Origin of the sequence: Paenibacillus elgii NBRC 100335, assembly GCF_004000865.1 — a bacterium.
Taxonomy (GTDB): domain Bacteria; phylum Bacillota; class Bacilli; order Paenibacillales; family NBRC-103111; genus Paenibacillus_G; species Paenibacillus_G elgii.
On the sequence record NZ_BIMB01000018.1, the window covers coordinates 17,306 to 34,199 of the forward strand.

At 55.2% G+C, this 16,894-nt stretch carries 14 protein-coding genes; 2 read left to right on the top strand and 12 right to left on the bottom strand.

What is annotated here, in order from left to right; genetic code table 11:
• Window positions 1-120: 120 nt before the first annotated feature.
• The 4 genes from PEL01S_RS15290 to PEL01S_RS15305 all read right to left on the bottom strand — a co-directional run bounded on the left by PEL01S_RS15290 (window position 121) and on the right by PEL01S_RS15305 (window position 4,069).
• Window positions 121-1,230 (bottom strand): YheC/YheD family endospore coat-associated protein, encoded by a 1,110-nt coding sequence (locus PEL01S_RS15290; RefSeq protein WP_127460896.1) that lies wholly within the window; start codon window positions 1,228-1,230, stop codon window positions 121-123.
• Between the two features lie 275 nt (window positions 1,231-1,505).
• Window positions 1,506-2,498, bottom strand: coding sequence for a 2-hydroxyacid dehydrogenase (locus PEL01S_RS15295; protein WP_127460897.1), 993 nt, complete (start codon window positions 2,496-2,498; stop codon window positions 1,506-1,508).
• Window positions 2,499-2,519: 21 nt separating this feature from the next.
• On the bottom strand, window positions 2,520-3,374 hold the full coding sequence (larE, locus tag PEL01S_RS15300; RefSeq protein WP_010494028.1) for an ATP-dependent sacrificial sulfur transferase LarE: 855 nt from the start codon (window positions 3,372-3,374) through the stop codon (window positions 2,520-2,522).
• Between the two features lie 212 nt (window positions 3,375-3,586).
• Window positions 3,587-4,069 carry a glutathione peroxidase gene (locus PEL01S_RS15305; protein WP_063180601.1) on the bottom strand — a complete coding sequence of 161 codons (483 nt, stop codon included), beginning with the start codon at window positions 4,067-4,069 and terminating at the stop codon, window positions 3,587-3,589.
• Between the two features lie 221 nt (window positions 4,070-4,290).
• On the opposite strand from PEL01S_RS15305, the gene PEL01S_RS15310 reads away from it, so the two are divergent.
• Both PEL01S_RS15310 and PEL01S_RS15315 read left to right on the top strand, forming a co-directional pair.
• Window positions 4,291-5,592 carry an AAA family ATPase gene (locus PEL01S_RS15310; RefSeq protein ID WP_127460898.1) on the top strand — a complete coding sequence of 434 codons (1,302 nt, stop codon included), beginning with the start codon at window positions 4,291-4,293 and terminating at the stop codon, window positions 5,590-5,592.
• A gap of 74 nt (window positions 5,593-5,666) precedes the next feature.
• A complete protein-coding gene (locus PEL01S_RS15315; RefSeq protein WP_127460899.1) occupies window positions 5,667-7,376 on the top strand; it encodes a vWA domain-containing protein in 1,710 nt (569 codons plus the stop codon).
• A gap of 27 nt (window positions 7,377-7,403) precedes the next feature.
• On the opposite strand, the gene PEL01S_RS15320 is transcribed toward PEL01S_RS15315, so the two are convergent.
• The 8 genes from PEL01S_RS15320 to PEL01S_RS15355 form a co-directional block, all read right to left on the bottom strand.
• Window positions 7,404-8,180, bottom strand: coding sequence for a DUF4179 domain-containing protein (locus PEL01S_RS15320; protein WP_127460900.1), 777 nt, complete (start codon window positions 8,178-8,180; stop codon window positions 7,404-7,406).
• Window positions 8,158-8,748, bottom strand: a complete 591-nt coding sequence (locus PEL01S_RS15325; protein ID WP_127460901.1) for a sigma-70 family RNA polymerase sigma factor — start codon at window positions 8,746-8,748, stop codon at window positions 8,158-8,160. Before PEL01S_RS15325 ends, PEL01S_RS15320 begins: the two co-directional genes overlap by 23 nt.
• Before the next feature lie 274 nt (window positions 8,749-9,022).
• Window positions 9,023-10,474, bottom strand: a complete 1,452-nt coding sequence (gene pepV, locus PEL01S_RS15330) for a dipeptidase PepV (RefSeq protein WP_127460902.1) — start codon at window positions 10,472-10,474, stop codon at window positions 9,023-9,025.
• Window positions 10,475-10,490: 16 nt separating this feature from the next.
• Complete coding sequence (locus tag PEL01S_RS15335) at window positions 10,491-11,498, bottom strand: ABC transporter ATP-binding protein (protein ID WP_127460903.1); 1,008 nt, start codon at window positions 11,496-11,498, stop codon at window positions 10,491-10,493.
• 52 nt (window positions 11,499-11,550) lie between these two features.
• Window positions 11,551-12,480 (bottom strand): ABC transporter permease, encoded by a 930-nt coding sequence (locus tag PEL01S_RS15340; RefSeq protein ID WP_127460964.1) that lies wholly within the window; start codon window positions 12,478-12,480, stop codon window positions 11,551-11,553.
• A gap of 2 nt (window positions 12,481-12,482) precedes the next feature.
• Entirely contained in the window at window positions 12,483-13,418 is a 936-nt protein-coding gene (locus PEL01S_RS15345; protein WP_127460904.1) for an ABC transporter permease, read from the bottom strand.
• 93 nt (window positions 13,419-13,511) lie between these two features.
• Window positions 13,512-15,164 carry a peptide ABC transporter substrate-binding protein gene (locus tag PEL01S_RS15350; RefSeq protein WP_239551117.1) on the bottom strand — a complete coding sequence of 551 codons (1,653 nt, stop codon included), beginning with the start codon at window positions 15,162-15,164 and terminating at the stop codon, window positions 13,512-13,514.
• 438 nt (window positions 15,165-15,602) lie between these two features.
• Window positions 15,603-16,862 carry a M24 family metallopeptidase gene (locus PEL01S_RS15355; protein ID WP_127460906.1) on the bottom strand — a complete coding sequence of 420 codons (1,260 nt, stop codon included), beginning with the start codon at window positions 16,860-16,862 and terminating at the stop codon, window positions 15,603-15,605.
• Window positions 16,863-16,894: the final 32 nt, after the last annotated feature.

Consider the following 16,894-nt stretch of genomic DNA (forward strand, 5'->3'; position numbering starts at 1 on the left):
TGATCGCGGCTAAGGGAACTCGCCCGCATCCCGCAATGAAGGCCAGGCGCTCTGCCTGGCCTTCATTGTACCTTTGTCCGAGCGCCATCACTCCGGAGATCGTTTTCCATGATGGCCTGTTCATGAAAATGAGTTGTTTGGTTCTTCACCCAAATGCTGGTTGGCCACATGCATGGCATATTGAATCGGCCGCCTGATGGATTTTCGGTAAGTGGCCATTTCTTTCGACTTGATGAAGCCCTCGTGGCTTGGTTTGGGATTGGCTTCTATCAGCCATACTTGTCCGTTGACATCAATTCCCACATCCAATCCAAACTCTACCATAGAGCCAAACCGTTCTTCCACAACTTCCATCAACCGATGAGCAAGCTCCTCGCATTCCAGCTCAATTTCTTTCGCCTTACGCAATCCGAAACGGGATTTGATGAAAGTCTGAAAGACCAGCGCTTTTCCATCCCCATAGATTAAATTCGTGGTAGGGCTATTTTTAGCGCCTACGCGCAAAACTTTGCCGGTCACTTCCCAGTTTCCAATTTCGTTCTTTTGAATGAGCAATCGAACATCCACGTGTCGACGGGGAATAAGCTGCAAATCCAGTCCCTGCTGGACCATAAATGATCCGGATCGTATTTTTTCAGTTTGCACCCAGCGGTTAATCCGATGAATGACCCCCTGTTTCGTCATGACCGGCGTTACCACGATACGTCCTGATCTTTTTCGCCCTTGAAGCAGGTAGCCGCCGCCAGTTTTCTTGATTTTAAGAACGCTATGCCCGCCGGTCCCATTCCCCGGCTTCACGTAGACTAAGTCATAGTTCTCAATCATCTGATCTAACGCTTGTGGCGAGTAAAGAAGCGTCTTCGGAATCCAGCGCTTTAACTTGTCGGAATCGGCAAACAGCTTCATCGCTTTCCATTTGTAAGTAAATTTATGATTGGCATACACGAACAAATCCTTGCGACGGCGCATATCGCGAAAGGGCTTGTATAGCTTTCGGCAGAAATCGATGACGACATCCGGCCACGGACAAGTCGCTCCCGCCCATTTCCCTTCAGAACCCGGGGTAAAGCCGCGAATCGTCCTGCTTTCTTCGTTTACGTCCTTGTGAGAAAATACGTAGACACTAGCTCCAAGCTTCATACCTTCCGTTACAAGGTCGCTCAAAAACCTGGAGTTCTTAAATAAGTTACCTTCCCGATGAGCGAGAATGCCTACAGTCAGCTTTTTCATACAGGCCTCCGTCTAGTTGTTATGATTCAATATATACCCATAGCCAGCATTGCGTCACGGTACACGCCTATTTTCGTGCGATAGAGGAACTCAGGTAAGCTACCAATCGTATTTGACAATAAAGAAACATTTTTCGACACGAATAAAGCCTATGGCTTCCGCTATATCGGATGAACCTTCGGACTAGTTGCAGATTTCCGCAGAGCCCTCAGATCATGACACGCAAAAAAAGCCGCATTCAGCGGCTTTTAGGCTTACTTATCATGCGACAGCGGCTATTCGAGCAGCTCCCGCAGCTCCGGCACGACATTCGGCGGATGCCCGCCAGTCAGTGCGGCGACGAGATTGCGCGCGGCTAGCATCGCCATATCGAGACGCGTCTTCGCTGTGGCCGACCCGATATGCGGCAGCGTGACCACGTTCGGCATATGCAGCAGCGGATTGTCCGGGCTCGGCGGCTCCGGATCGAACACGTCAAGTCCGGCTCCCCGGATGAGTCCGGTTTGCAGGGCTTGAATCAGCGCCGGCTCGTCCACCGTCTTCCCGCGGGAAGCGTTGATGAAGAACGCCGTCGGCTTCATCATTTCAAAGTGCTCCAGACGGATCATGCGTTCCGTCTCCGGCGTCAGCGGCGTCATCATCACGACGAAGTCCGACTCCCGCAGCAGCTCGTCCAAGCCGCAGTAACGGGCGCCGAAGCGTTCTTCCGTCTCCGGCTTCCGGCTGCGGTTATGATAAAGCAGGCTCATGCCGAAGCCGTCCACCGCGCGCTTGGCAATTGCTTCGCCGATCCGGCCCATCCCGATGATACCAAGCATCTGATGGTGTACGTCCATGCCGAAGAAATCTTCGTCGGTCAGCCCTTTGCCCCGCTGCCAGCGGCCCTGCTTCACGAACGCATCCAGCTCGGGGATACGTCTTGCCGCGGACAGCATAAGCGACAGCACCAGGTCCGCGACCGTCTCGTCCAGCACGTGCGGCGTGTTCGTTCCGATGACCCGGCGGGCTTTCATCGCTTCCAGATCGAAGTGATTGTACCCGACCGAAATGCTGCTGACCGCCCGCAGCTTGGGGGCATGGTCCAACAGCTCCCGGTTGATCGGGCCTCCGGTCGTCAGCAGCCCCTCCACATCGTGAAGTTCTGCGAGCAGCCCTTGTCTGGATGCGGCGCCTTGGCCGTCCCACATCCGGCACTCGCAGTGCTGCTCCAGATAAGCAAGCGCCTCCTCGGGAATCGCTTTGGAAATGTAAATTTTCGGTTTGCTCATCGAATCGGCTCCTCTCCGAACTTATGCCTGCGCTGCCGCTTGAACCGACTGCTCCTGTGGCGAAAGCACTTCGTTCAAGCTGCCCGAACGGTACCCTTTCAAGTCCATCGTCACGTAGGCGTAGCCGATCTCCTTCAGCTTCGCGTGAACCGTTTCGGCGACGGCCAGCACGTCCGCCAGCTCCGATGCGGGCACCTCGATCCTCGCCAGCGTATCGTGCTGGCGCACGCGCACTTGGCGGAAGCCGAGCTGAATCAAGAAGTCTTCCGCCTGGTCGATCATAGACAGCTTCGCCGCCGTGATCGCTTCCCCATACGGAATACGCGAAGACAGACAGGCGAACGACGGCTTATCCCACGTGGCGAGCCCGAATTTGCGGGACAGATGACGGATTTCCGACTTCTTCAGGCCCGCTTCCAGCAGCGGTGCCCGAACGCCTCGTTCATGAGCGGCCTGCAGCCCGGGACGGTGTTCCCCGAGGTCGTCGGCGATGGCGCCGAACACGACATGCTCATACCCGCGCGCGTGGGCGATCGGAATCAAATGATCGAACAGCGAGTTTTTGCAAAAATAGCACCGGTTCGTCGGATTTTCCGCGTACCCTGGAATATCCAGCTCGCTGGTGTGAATGACCTCATGCGGCGCACCCAAGCTCCCGGCAAGCGCGATCGCCTCCAGCTTCTCCCGTTCGGGATACGTCTCCGAATCGGCTGTAATGGCAAGCACCCGGTCCTTGCCCATAAATTCAAGCGCCGCCTTGAGCAGAAAAGCGCTGTCCACCCCGCCGGAGAACGCGACGACGACTTTGTTCATCGACTGCAAAATGTCCCCGAGCTTGGCGTATTTTTGATCTATAACTTGCTCTATGGTTGCCATAGGTCCAGCCTCCCTTTTGCGCAAGCCGCGGCGTCAGTTGATCTGGTTGCACACGTTTGCAATCTACGGCTATATACCGCTTCATACCCATTTATTATAGACCGTTTTTCCTTTCGGAAAAAGGTGTATTTTTTCGAAGGCCCGGCTTCTCCCCCACCTGAACGGCAAAAACAGCCTGTCCCGCTGCGGAACAGACTGCTCGCCTCGCCATTTTATTCGCTTAACAGCTTTTGAATGTCTCCCTCGATGGCCGCGGGTTCCGTGCGCGCAGAGTACTGCTTGACGACCTCTCCTTGACGGTTGACCAGAAACTTCACGAAGTTCCATTCGATATCCCCGGTCCGGTAAGGCTCGGGCACGTGCGAGACCAAATACTGATACAGCGGATGCGCGTGCTCTCCCTTAACATCGATTTTGGCAAAGAGCGGGAACGTCACGTTATAGCGCGTTTCGCAGAACTGTGCGATCTCGGCCTCCGTCCCGGGCTCCTGACCGGCAAATTGGTTGCACGGAAAGCCGAGCACGACCAGACCTTGGTCCTTATAGGTTTCATACAGCTTCTGAAGTCCTTCGTAATGCGGCGTCAAGCCGCAGGCGCTCGCCGTATTGACGATCAGCAGCACGCTGCCCCGGTAGTCCGACAGCGGCTTGTCCGCGCCTTGAATCGTTGTCGCCGAAAAATCGTAAACCGACATGTCCCATCGCTCCTTTTTCCATAAATGCCCTGAACTCTATTGTAGCATGAAGCGGTTTGGAATGAAAAATCCGCACGATCATTAGAGAAAAGAGCCGCGGTCTGCTACAATATGAAAATGGATGTCACAGGAAAACATAACGATCGAGGGAGGGAGCGTCTCCGTCCTATTCTCCTACCAGCCTGACGGCTGCAACGTTCGGACGGGATGCGACGATGGATATGAACGAGCTGGAATCGATACGCCATAAACTGGAGCAAGCGATCGGGCATTTGGAAGCCCGCTTTCTCGAACGTGAAGAACTGATCCGGGTGCTGCTGCTCGGTCTGATGGCCGGCGAGAACGCCCTGCTGATCGGTCCGCCCGGCACCGCTAAATCGCAGCTCGCTCGCGCCCTCTCCCAATTGTTCGGAAGCGGACGCTGGTTCGACTATTTGCTGACGCGCTTCACGACGCCGGACGAGATGTTCGGTCCGGTATCGCTGCAACGGCTCAAAGCCGATCAATACGTCCGGCAGACGGACGGTTATTTGCCTGCGGCGGACTTTGCTTTTCTCGACGAAATCTTCAAGGCGAACAGCGCCATCTTGAACGCGCTTCTGTCCATCCTGAACGAACGGGTGTTTTTTAACGGACAGGAGAAGCAAAGCGTGCCGCTGCTGTTTCTGATCGCCGCTTCCAACGAGCTGCCGGAGGAAAACGAACAGCTCGCCGCGCTGTACGATCGCTTCCTGATCCGCTACGAGGTCGGGTACTTGAAGCAAATGTCGAGCTACGAGAAAATGTTCCAGCTTCCGGACGAGCCGCTCCCTGCCCTGCTCTCGCTGCGGGATATCGAGACCGTACGGCGGGCAAGCACGGATGTCGTCATCCCCGAAACGCTGATTTATATGCTGTATCAACTCAAGACCGAGCTGGAAGCGAAGGAATTCGCCTTGTCCGACCGCCGCTGGCGCAAAATCGGACAGGTATGGAAAACGTCGGCCGCGCTGAACGGACGACACGAGGTCAACGTGTGGGATACCGTGTACACCCCGCATATGCTGTGGGATCTGCCGGAGGATTTCGGCACGCTGAAGGAGATATTTCAGAAGGTGTTTCAGGAGGGGCTCAAGCAGGAGACGGAAAAGGAGCTGCCTCTCCGCCGCTACGACCGGATCGCCAAGCATTGGCTCGAAGAAGAAGACGCGCTTCATGCGTTTCAGTTCAAAAAAGAAGTCGGCGGCCGGTTGAGCAAGGAGGAACAGGATAAGGCGAGAGCCAATCTGGAGGAGTGCCGGCTGGAGCTGGAGGACAAGGCGCGGGAGCTGCAAAGCAAGCTGGTCCAATGGCTGCAGCGAGAAAAGGACTTACCCGGTTACATCCGCAACCGCAATTTCCTGCTGCTGCAAACAGCTGAGTATGCGGTGAAATATACGCACCTGCGCATTCAGGGCGAACGCATTTTGCAATCGATGCAAGGGCTGTACCGGACGCTGTTCGACCGCGAAATTCCGGGCGTTCAATACGACTATACACTCTAGAAGCCCGATGAATGAACATGCCGCGGCGCAAGCGGAGCATTCACCGGACTTCCTCGGCAGCGAGGTGATTCGGCATGATTATCCGGTCGGCAAAAATCGACCGCTACGTATTTGACGGGTACGTCCACTCCTCTCGCGCCGCGCAGGAGTGGATTCGCGAGGCCAAGGCGCAAACGCCATGGTTTTCGGTGGAGCTGTTTGCCGATTTTTTCATGTGCTTCTATTTGGCCCGCCCCGAACTGGACCGCAGCCAGGAGGCGACGCCGTTCCATCGCTGGCTCGTGGCGGAGCTGCAGAAGCAGTTCTTCTACCGCGCAATCCACCCGCGGACGACAGGCGAGGTCAATGCCTCGTTCAAAACGGCGCTGAAGGCGCTCATGTGGCTGACGCAAACGTTCGAGGACGAAGTGAAGCGGCGCAAGCAGGAGGAGCAGCAGCTTCGGACGATCGGCCTAAGCGAGAGCCGTCAAGGACAAGGCGATGACCAACCGCAGGTGCAGGAGCGCTTGAACGAGAAGCAGATCGAGCAGCTGCGGCTCGTCGGTTACACGCTGCAGCGCGGCAAGCGCAACGTCGAGGAGAAGCAGGCGGCGCTGGACAGCCGGCCGCTCGTGGAAGCGGAGATCGGCGCGCTGAAGGAACGTATCCGTTCGCTGCAGGAAGAGATGCGGACCGACTTCGTCCGGCGCGACAAGCTCCGGCAGAAGCTCCAGAAAGCCGAAGCCGAGCTCGGCGAGCGCGAGAAGCGGATTGAGCGGCTGGAGCGCCGCGACCGGGAGACGCTGCGGGAGCTGGAAGCCCAGCTCGGCGGCTGGCTCAACCGGGCGCTGCAGGAATCGCTCGGCCGCGAAGAGAGCGAAAGCTTGAACCTGTTCGAGCTGCTGCAGGCGAGCCAGCGGATTGCCAACCGGCGCTGGGGCAGCGATCTCGGACGGCTGCACCGGCAGCAGTACGCGAATTACCTGCAATGGGTCGAAAAGCTCAAGCGTCACCCTGAGCTCGTCGCCTTCTTACAAGAAGTCGGGCGGAATGTGCAGCATTTGAAGGCACAGCGCCGGAAAATCCGGTCGCCGCGCATCCCGGAAAGCTACGACGACCTGCGTCAGTCCGGGGATATTACGCATATGCTGCCGAGCGAAGCGAGTCTGCTGGCCGACGAGGACTATGAAGCGTATTTTATGGTCAAATGGCTGGAGCGCAAGCTGCTCACCTATAACGTCACGGGCTGGACACAAGAGCCCCTGAAAGGGCCGGTCGTCTGCATGCTCGATACGTCCCATTCGATGCGCGGCAGCAAGCTGCGGCTCGCCCAACTGTTCGTCGCTACGTTCGCCGCCTTCAGCCTGCTGGAGAAGCGCGACTTTCGGCTGCTGCTGTTCGGCGCGCGCGGCGAGCTGGTCGAGCACCCGCTCTACTGGCGCAAGCCCGACTGGCCGGCGTTCTACGCCTTGTCCCAGCTCGCCTTCGGCGGCGGCACGCACTTCGACGCCCCGCTGCGGCGCGGCATCGAGCTCGTGTCCGCCGAGCCGCGCTACCATGACGCCGATTTCGTCATGGTGACCGACGGCGTCGGCGCAGTCTCCCCGCCCGTCCGCGAAGCGCTGGCCGAGCTCGGCCGCTCGAAGCAGGTGCGCCTGCATTCGCTGATCGTCGGCACGGCGCGCCAGCATCTCGCCCAACGCTACGAGATCTTGGGCGTGTCGCATCAAGTGCGCTTCGCCGCCACATGGGAAACGCAGCAAAGCGAAGAGCTGCTGCTGGACGTGCTTAGCACAAAGGGGTAGGAGGAAATTCCCCCTACCCCTTATTGCTTAACGTGCCGCTTCGGTGGCTTGCTTGGCCTTGCTTTGATCGATGGCGATATCCCCCTTCCAGCTCCCTTTGGCTTTGCCGATGCGGTCGATATCCACATTAAGCTTAATCGTTTGCGGTAATGAAGCGCCGCTCGTCACGAAGGCGATCACCCCTTCCGGCTTATCCTTGTCCGCAATGCCCGTCTCGATTTCTTTGCCCGCAGCATCGGTCAGACGAAACGGAAGTTGTTCTTTCCGTTCCGTACCGATAAAGTTGAGCCGGTTGAAACCTTCCACGCCCGTTTCCTGGTAGGTCGGATTGTCCACCTGCTTGCCGTCTTTCTTCCCGTCGGAAATGATCTTCAGCCCGGTCGTATCAAATTCCCAAGGAACGAGCGTACCATCCTGCTTCTCGATCCGGTAATGAACCAGAACCTTGGTATCCTCGACATACACTTCTTTAAAATGTATCGTGATCCCTTGATCCGTTATTTTGCGGTCGATCGGCACCGACAGCCCTTCGGACACCGCGCGTTTTACCCCGCTGCCGACCAATCCGTTAATGTCCGCCTGATCCTTGGCAAAATAAGAGCTGCTGAGCGAATAAGCGCCTGTCGGAATCAGTACGGCTGCCGCAATGCTGAGAGTGATGATCGTTTTTTTCATTTTCTTGTTCTCCTTTTTCTCATGAAATTGTACGAAGGATTGCCTTACCCGCCGATCGACGTCTTCCGGAACTTGCGTCTTGTCGAATTGCTCCGTCAGCGATTGTTTAATTTCGTCCGAGATTGACATGTTCGGAACTAGCCTCCTCTTTTGCTTGAGTGTCCAACCATTGGCGCAACTGCTTCAAGGCCAGATGATTTCTGGATTTGACCGTGCCGAGCGGAATTTGCAGCAGCTCCGCTACCTGCTCGTGCGAAAAATCATAGTAAAACCGGTATATAATCACGATGCGCAGCTTGAACGGCAATTGATTGATCAGGCGCTGCATTTCTTTTTGCGATTCGTTCTCCAGCACCGGTTCCTCCGGCCGTTCCACATGCGGTTCCACGCTCAAACGGTTTTTTTTCTCAAGCAAACGGAATCTTCTCCAAAGCTGCCGCCGCCAGCTATGGATTTGCCGAATGACGATCCCGTTTAACCAGAACAGAAAAGGACGCGTACGGTCGTAGCTTGGCAAGGCCCGCCACAGCTGATAATAAATCTCGCTCACAATGTCGTTGACATCAGCCGGATGAGCCACCAACGCAGCCACCGTCGCATACACTTTGTTCTTGGTCATGCCGTAAATCACTTCAAAAGCGTCCGGATCGCCGTCGATCAGCCGGTCAAGCCAGACGTTCAGTTGTTCGTTATCCATTGGAGGCCTCCCGAAATTGTATACACGATGTATTGGCTCCGTCGCCTCATAAGGTTCACTGGAATTAATAAAAAATAGTTCGCGTTAAAATGTTCATTATACCGCAAATAGCCGGTATCGGAGGTCTGGGGGCACATTTGGCAACGATTGGGTCATTAGCAGGGCTTTTTCGTCCAAGAACGCACATTCGCCTGCAAATCCACACACAGCTCTGGGAGCTACGTACGGATCGCAGGCGAAGAACACATTCCCATAATTTGGTTAGTCTACTAATCTAATAATCCAAATTAGCCAGCTCGTAAATCGCTCTGGCATAAATGACGGTTGCTTTAAGCAGATCCTCGATCTCGATATATTCGTCCGTCTGATGGGCGACGTTTTCTTTTCCCGGAAACAACGCGCCGAACGCGACGCCGTTATCCAGAAAGCTGGCATACGTGCCCCCGCCCGTCGTGAGCAGTTCGGGTTCCAGCGAGGTTTCTTCATGGTAAATAGCCTGAAGCGCTGCGATCATCGGATGATCTTTTGCCACATGATGCGGCTTTTTCAGAATCGGCGGTTCCATGGCAAAACGGTACTTCCCGACCTTGTCGCGAATGGTCTCGACGTGCCGCAGCTCATCCGCCACAAGTGGAAATCTGATATTGAGGTAAGCCAACGAGGGCTCCGACGAGGCCGTATACCGCATAATCCCTACATTCACCGTCAAAGGGCCCATGATCTCGTCTTCGCAATCGATCCCGATGCGCCGCCCCGCGGGATCGTCATAAAAATATTCGTCCAGACAAGCAATAAAATGCTGCGCATCGGGCTGAAACTCGTAGTCCCTTAGAAAATGAACGAGCTTGAGCCCGGCATTCACGCCTAACTGCGGCTCCATGCCATGCGCTGCCTTCCCTTGCAAAGTCAAGACGAGCGTTCCATTTTGGAGGGACGCCGTGCCTTTGAGACGATTTCCACTGCAATAATCGCTAAATTGCCCGGCCAACGCCGCAAGCAGCGGAAGCTCGCCGGTCACCGCAGCTTCCGCCGATTCGGGAACCATATTCGCCGCACTCCCTGAGTGAAAGGAAACTAACTCCACAATCCCTTGTCCCGTCCCCTCTTGTTCGCCGGCATCGCCGCTCTTTTGCAGGACGATTCTCGTATTGATCTGCCCTTTTTCCGCATGAATGATCGGAAAGTCCGCATCCGGCGCGAACCCGGCCACCGGCATCTTCTCGACGCGGCGGTAATATTCCATGCAGCTCATCGTATGCTCCTCGTCCGTGCCGAAGATGATCCGTACCCGATGCTTCAGCGGAAGGCCCAGCTCCTTGACGATTTTCATCGCATAAAACGCCGCCATCGTCGGCCCTTTGTCGTCGATCGCTCCGCGCGCATACAATTTTCCGTCGCGGACCTCCGGTTCAAATGGCGGAGAAGTCCATGGTCCGGGCGCCGGGACCACATCCAAATGACACAGCACGCCGATATAATCGGCGATCTCAGCCGGGCCGTATTCCGCATAGCCTGCATAACCGTCCAAGCTGCACGTCCGCCACTGTTCCCGCTCGGCAAGCCCTAGCATCAACTCCAACGCCCGGGCAATCTCCCGCCCCATCGGCTTGCCCGCTTCGCCGGTGCTAACATCTTTGACGCTCGGGATTTTGAGCAGCTCCACAAGGTCGCGCAACAGCGCTTCTTTTCTTGCCCACACTTCCTCGGTCCAGTTGATGGATTTCACCTTTACTTTTCCCCTTTCATGGTCTTGCGCCTTGCGGCGGCTGAATACGCGGGGCTCGCTCGTCTAACAGCCAGCAAGCGGCCTGATGGGTTTCCGTGATGACTTTCGTTCTTGGCGACAAAGCCCGGCATACTTCCATGACATAAGGACACCGGGCGGCAAAAGCGCAGCCGGCCGGCATACGGATCAGATCGGGCGGCGTCCCGGGGATGCTCAGCAGCGATTCGGTAGGCTCATGGATTTTCGGCATGGAAGCGAGCAGGCCCCAAGTATACGGATGCTTTGGGTCAACAAAAATTTCGTCCGCCGTTCCGGTCTCGACAATTTGCCCGGCATACATGACGGCTACCCGGTGAGCGATGTTGGCGACGACTCCCAAATCATGCGTAATGAGAATGATGGATGTCCCCTTTTCCCGCTGCAGCTCCTTCAATAAGTCCAAAATTTGCGCTTGAATCGTCACGTCCAGCGCGGTGGTAGGCTCATCTGCGATCAGCACCTTCGGGTTGCAGGCGAGCGCAATGGCAATCACCACACGCTGCCTCATGCCTCCGGAAAATTGATGCGGGTATTGCTTCATCCGCACTTGCGGGTTAGGAACACCGACCTGCCTCAGCAGCTCCAGCGCGATCTCCGCCGCTTCCGATTTGCCGAGCTTCCGGTGCTGCATTAGTCCTTCCATGAGCTGACTTCCTACCGTCATCGTCGGGTTGAGCGACGTCATCGGGTCTTGGAAGATCATCGAAATTTCTGCCCCGCGAATGTCCCGCATTTGCTTATCCGAGCGCTCCGTCAAGTCTTCGCCCGATAACAGAAGCTTCCCGTTCTTGATCCTCCCGAACGGATGCGGCAGCAGCCGCATGATGCCTTTGGACGTGACCGACTTCCCCGAGCCCGATTCCCCGACGATGGCCAGAGTTTCTCCTTTTGCCAGTTCGAAGCTGACCCCGCGGACGGCTTGAATTTCCCCCTTGTAGCTTTGGAACGAAATTTCCAGGTCCTTGACTTCCAAAATCTTCTCCATCCTCGTATCGCTCCTTGTTCTGTCGTTCTCATCAGCTCCATGACGCTTTAGGCTACTTGCGCATTCGGGGGTCCAGCGCATCCCGCAATCCGTCGGCCAATATATTGAAGCCCACCATAATCGCAATAATGATCAAAGCCGGAAACAACAGCAAATAATAGTTCGTGTTCAGCGATTGATACCCCGTGTTGATGAGCACGCCGAGCGAAGCCATAGGCTCCTGCAGCCCCAGACCGATAAAGCTGAGGAACGCCTCCGTAAATATGGCCGAAGGAATCGTAAACATCGTATTGATGACAATGACTCCGACCGTGTTCGGAACGAGATGCGTCAAGATCAGACGCGAGTTGCTTGCTCCCAGCGTACGGGCAGCCAGCACGAATTCCTGCTCTTTTAACTTCAAAATTTGCGCGCGCACCAAGCGGGCCATGTTGACCCAGCCGGTAATGACCATCGCCACAATGATCGTAAAAATGCCCGGCTTCATCGCCATCATCAGCAGAATGACGACAATCAGGCTCGGCACGCTGACCAAAATTTCGATGATCCGCTGCATGATCGTATCCGTTCTACCGCCGAGCAGCGCCGAGACGGCCCCGTACGCGACACCGATGCACAGATCCAGCGCCGCCGCCAGCAGGGCGATCAGCAGCGAGATGCGCGTGCCCTGCCAAATTCGGACCCACTGGTCGCGTCCGAATTTATCCGTGCCGAGCCAGTGATCGGCATTCGGTCCTTGGTAAGCGGCGCTGTAGTTCGTATCGAAGTACGTATAACGGCTCATCCAAGGGCCAACCACGGCCATGAGACCGAGGAAAAGAAGAAGATACAGACTGACGAGCGCCCCGCGGTTTTGACGCAGCCGCCGCCAGCTTTCCTGAAACGCGTTTAAGGGAGGGCCGGATACGTTCTCGCTTTCGTGAGGATCGACGGCGGTCGGGACGAACAAGCGGTCCAGCTCCCGCGATTCGTAATTCAGCATAGTCACTTCTCCCCTCCCGCCAGACGGATTCTCGGGTCAATGACCCGGTACAGCAGATCGACGATCAGCACAATCAGCACAAAAAACGCGCTGTAAAAAATCGTTACGCCCATAATTGTGGTGTAATCGTTCATTTTGATGGCATCGACAAACAGACTGCCGATCCCCGGTACACTAAATATGCTTTCAATGACCAGCGAACCGGTCAAAATGTTCACGGTGATGGGACCCAGAATCGTAATGACGGGAATCAGCGCATTGCGGATCGCATGCTTCCATACGATGGCGAACGGGCTAAGCCCTTTGGCTTTTGCCAGCACGATATAGTCCTGCTGCAATACTTCCAGCATTTCGTTGCGGATAAACCGGGCAATCAGCGCGATGACGATCAGCGATAGCGCGACGGAGGGCATGATGGAACTGGAATAGCTTTTCCAAAAAGCAACCGGCAGCAGCCCCCACTTCATCCCGACGTAATACTGCAGCAATGCAGCAAAGACGAAATTGGGAATCGATACGCCGATTACCGCAATGAACATCGCGACCGCATCCCACAGCGTATTATGGCGGAGCGCTGCGACCACTCCGAGGATCAGACCGAGCGCAACGCCGAGTACAATCGCCTGGATGCCAATAAGCGCGGATGGAACAAGGCGGTTCAACATAATGTCCAGCACCGGCTGGCCTTTATAGAAAAAGGAAGTGCCCAAGTCGGCCCGCGCCAAATTGCCCATATAATGAACATATTGCTTCCACACCGGCTGATCCAAACTGTATTTGGCGTAGATCTCCGCTTTGGCCGCAGCCGGCAGCAAAGCTAATTTTTCTTCGTCAAACGGCGATCCCGGCAGCTGCTTCATGAGAAAGAACGTCAGCGTCGCAATGATCCACAGCGTGATCAAGATGTATACAGCCCGAATGGCGATATATTTTTTCATTCCAGCACCTCTTTGTACCGATCTTCACACCTTCGCGCCACGTCGGCCTACAGGAAAGGAGAGAAAGAACCCGCTTCCTCTCCTGATTCATCGTCATTTTTTGTCGGCATATTTGAAATCCCACGACGCGCCATAAGGATGATAAACAAGTCCCTCGATATTTTTTTTCTGGAGGAAGGCGTGGCCCTTATAAAATAACGGCGCCACGACAGCGTCCTCGCCGACCAGTATTTTTTCCGCCTGCAGCAGCATTTCCGCGCGCTTCGCTTCGTCGGCTTCCTTCTTGGCTTCCGCAATCAGACGGTCGTACTTCGGATTGTTGTAGTTCCCACGATAAGGCGTGTGGTTGATCCAGAGATCCAGATACGTCATGGCGTCATCGTAATCGGCTCCCCATGCGGTGACGGCCATCTGATAGCTGCTATCGTCCATCAGCTTGTTGCGGGCCTTCTTCGGCATCGACTCGATCTCAATCTCGGCGCCGAGATTTTTCTTGAATTCGCTTTGCAGGAACGTGCCGACATCTTTATTCACCGTGTCATCCAACACCAGCAGCTTGATTTTCGGCGCATGACCGAGCTCCTTCACCCCTTCAGCCCACAGCTCCTTCGCCTTGGCGGCATCCGGCGCGGTCACCTTTCCCTGCATGTCGCGGAACGACTTACTGCCCGCTCCGTTCATAAGATCGGGGATCAGTCCTACGGCTCCCTTCGACCCGTTATTCAAAAGCTGCTCCAGCACCTTGCTGTCGTAAGCCAATTGAAGCGCTTTCCGAATGTTCGGGTTGGATACGTCACCGGCTTTCAAATTAAATTGCAAATAAGTCGTCGCAAATTCGATGTCCGAGCCGAATTCAGGATTCGTTTTGTTAGCGCTCACATCGGCGGACGACAAATTCACCCGATCCAGCTCCCCGACCTTATACAAGTTCAAAGCGGTGTTCATTTCTTTCACCACTTTAATATTGACTTTATCCAGCTTTACCGAGCCGTTGTCCCAGTAATTCGGGTTTTTCTCCAATACCGCGCCGCCGGCCGGATCGAATTGGGTCAGCACGAAAGGCCCGTTGTACAGCATATTTTCCGGTTTCAGCGCAAAGTCTTTCCCTTTTTCCTTCACGAATTTTTCGTTCAACGGATAATACGGAATAAAAGAAACCAGGCGGAGGAAAAAAGGCGTCGGATTTTTCAGTTTAACCGTAAGCGTCTTGTCATCCTTCACCACAATGCCGGAAACATCGGCCGCTTTGCCTTCGGCATACTCCGCCCCGCCTTCAATATAATCCGTCAAAATAAAGGCGTACCCGCTAAGCGACGTTTCCGGCTTCATCGAGCCGAGCCACGCGAATTTGAAATCCGCCGCCGTCACCGGGCTTCCGTTGCTCCACTTCACGCCATCGCGCAGCGTAAAGGTGTACGTTAATCCGTCTTTGGAAATATCGACCCCTTTGGCCATCGCCGGCTGCGGCACGTTTTTCTGGTCCAAACGGTACAGTCCTTCGTTGACGTTATTCAGGATGGCGAAAGCAACATTGTCGGATGCGGAAAACTGGTTCAAATCCGTAATCTCCGTTTCCACGGATAAGGTGATAGCTTTTCCGCTTGACGGCTGTTCCCCGTTTTTCGATGCGGTTTGGCCGCTTGGCGATTCCGCGCCTTGGGGAGCTTCACCGGTAAAATTGCAGCCGGACAACATCACGCTAATTATCAACAACAAGCTAACGAAACAAAAAGCCCATTTTTTCATGCAAAACGCCTCCGGATTGATCATTTGAACATTTTTCCTGTTTACGCTTCCAAAATAAAATTGACCTATGCCTGCTCCTTTCTCGTTATTTTCTCCACTGTCGTTAATAAAAGAGAGAAATACAGCCTTTTTAGTTCAATTAAACCATAATAAACCTTAGGTAAGCGATTACAAAATGTCTTTTTATTACCACGCCGTTAATATCGAAGATATTACCATTGATTTAGGTTTGAAGTCAATTGTTTTTCTGTTGTTTTTTGGAATATACGTGGTGGGAGGAAACGTTTGTTTTGGGCCATGTCGGCATGAGGGGAAAAAGAATCGGACGCTCTGCAAACAGGATGTACGAAACCGGTGCGGAACGACTTCGTCTGAAGGGGAAGTTGACGCCGCGACGCGCGCCGGGATTGCACGCGTCGGCATATGAAACGGCGGCTCTCACCAAAGCTTTCTTCTGGCGGGGGTCAGCGAGCGGGCGCCCGTTTCTGTGATGAGGATCTGGTCCTCAATGACTCCGCATCCGAACCCGTGAATGACAATCATCGGCTCCAGAGCGAAGACGTGTCCCGGCTGCAGGACGGTTTCGCTTTTCCAATGCAAATCGGGAAGCTCGGCGATATTCGTGCCAATGCCGTGACCGAAACCGGTCGGCCAATAGTGCTCTCCGTAGCCGCACTCTTCCGCGATGCTTTGGGCAATATGCTGCAGCTCGGCCACGCGTACGCCGGGCTTCGCGGCCTCCAGAGCGGCTTCGAACATATCCAAACCGCATTGCAGAACCTCGCGCTGTCTCTTGCCGATCGTGCCGGCGCAAAACGTGCGGGCAGTGTCGGTATTATATCCCTGGTAATGAGCGCCCAAGTCTAGGAAGACCATATCTCCGTCTTCAAGCTTCCTCGGCGAGGGGTAGAGATGCTTGAGCCCGGAACGCGGCCCGCTTGCGATCATGCAATGCACGACCCAGTCGGCCATTCCTGCCACCGCCTGATGCGCAGCAGCCGATAGTTCAAGCTCGCTTACCCCCGGCTTCGCCAACTCCATCACCGCTTCGAGTCCGGCTGCCGTAGCCATACCCACTTGCTCCATGACCGCGATTTCGCGGTGGCTCTTGATCTGTTTGGCGGTCATATATGTGCGAGCGCCGGATACAAGCTCCGCCTTAGGAAGCTTGGCGCGAAGCTCATCAAGGATCGGCGCCGCGAAGAACATCTCACCCACCAAGCCGATGCGCCCGTCTTCCAGCTTGCGCTCCTGGAGAAAACGGCACACATGCTTGCCGATACCTTCGGGGTTTTTGACCGTTCCCGGCAGGTGAGCCGGCCGGACATCCTCGATCCAAGTCTGATGGACGAAGGAGTGCATCGGAGCCGAATGAAGAATCGAATTGGTCGTCAGCATCGGAGCGCCTTCTCGGGGCAGCACAACGACCGTGTTACCGATAGCGGTAATAAAATTCGAAATCCAACGCACATCGCCATTGAGCAGCCCCGGCGCCCCATAGATAAGCAGCGCGTCAAGCCCTTCCCTGCTCATCTCCTGCCTGACCTTGGCTATGCGCATGTGATATTCTTCGAGCGGGAACGGCAGCTGCAGCCATTCCTTCCGGCTTTCCCAATCATAAGGAATGCGTTCGAATGTCATGTCGAGCTCGGTGAACGGTTTCGTCCGAGTACTGCTATCGATAGAATCATTCTTCATAAAATGAGACCTCCCGAGGATTTAAAATAACC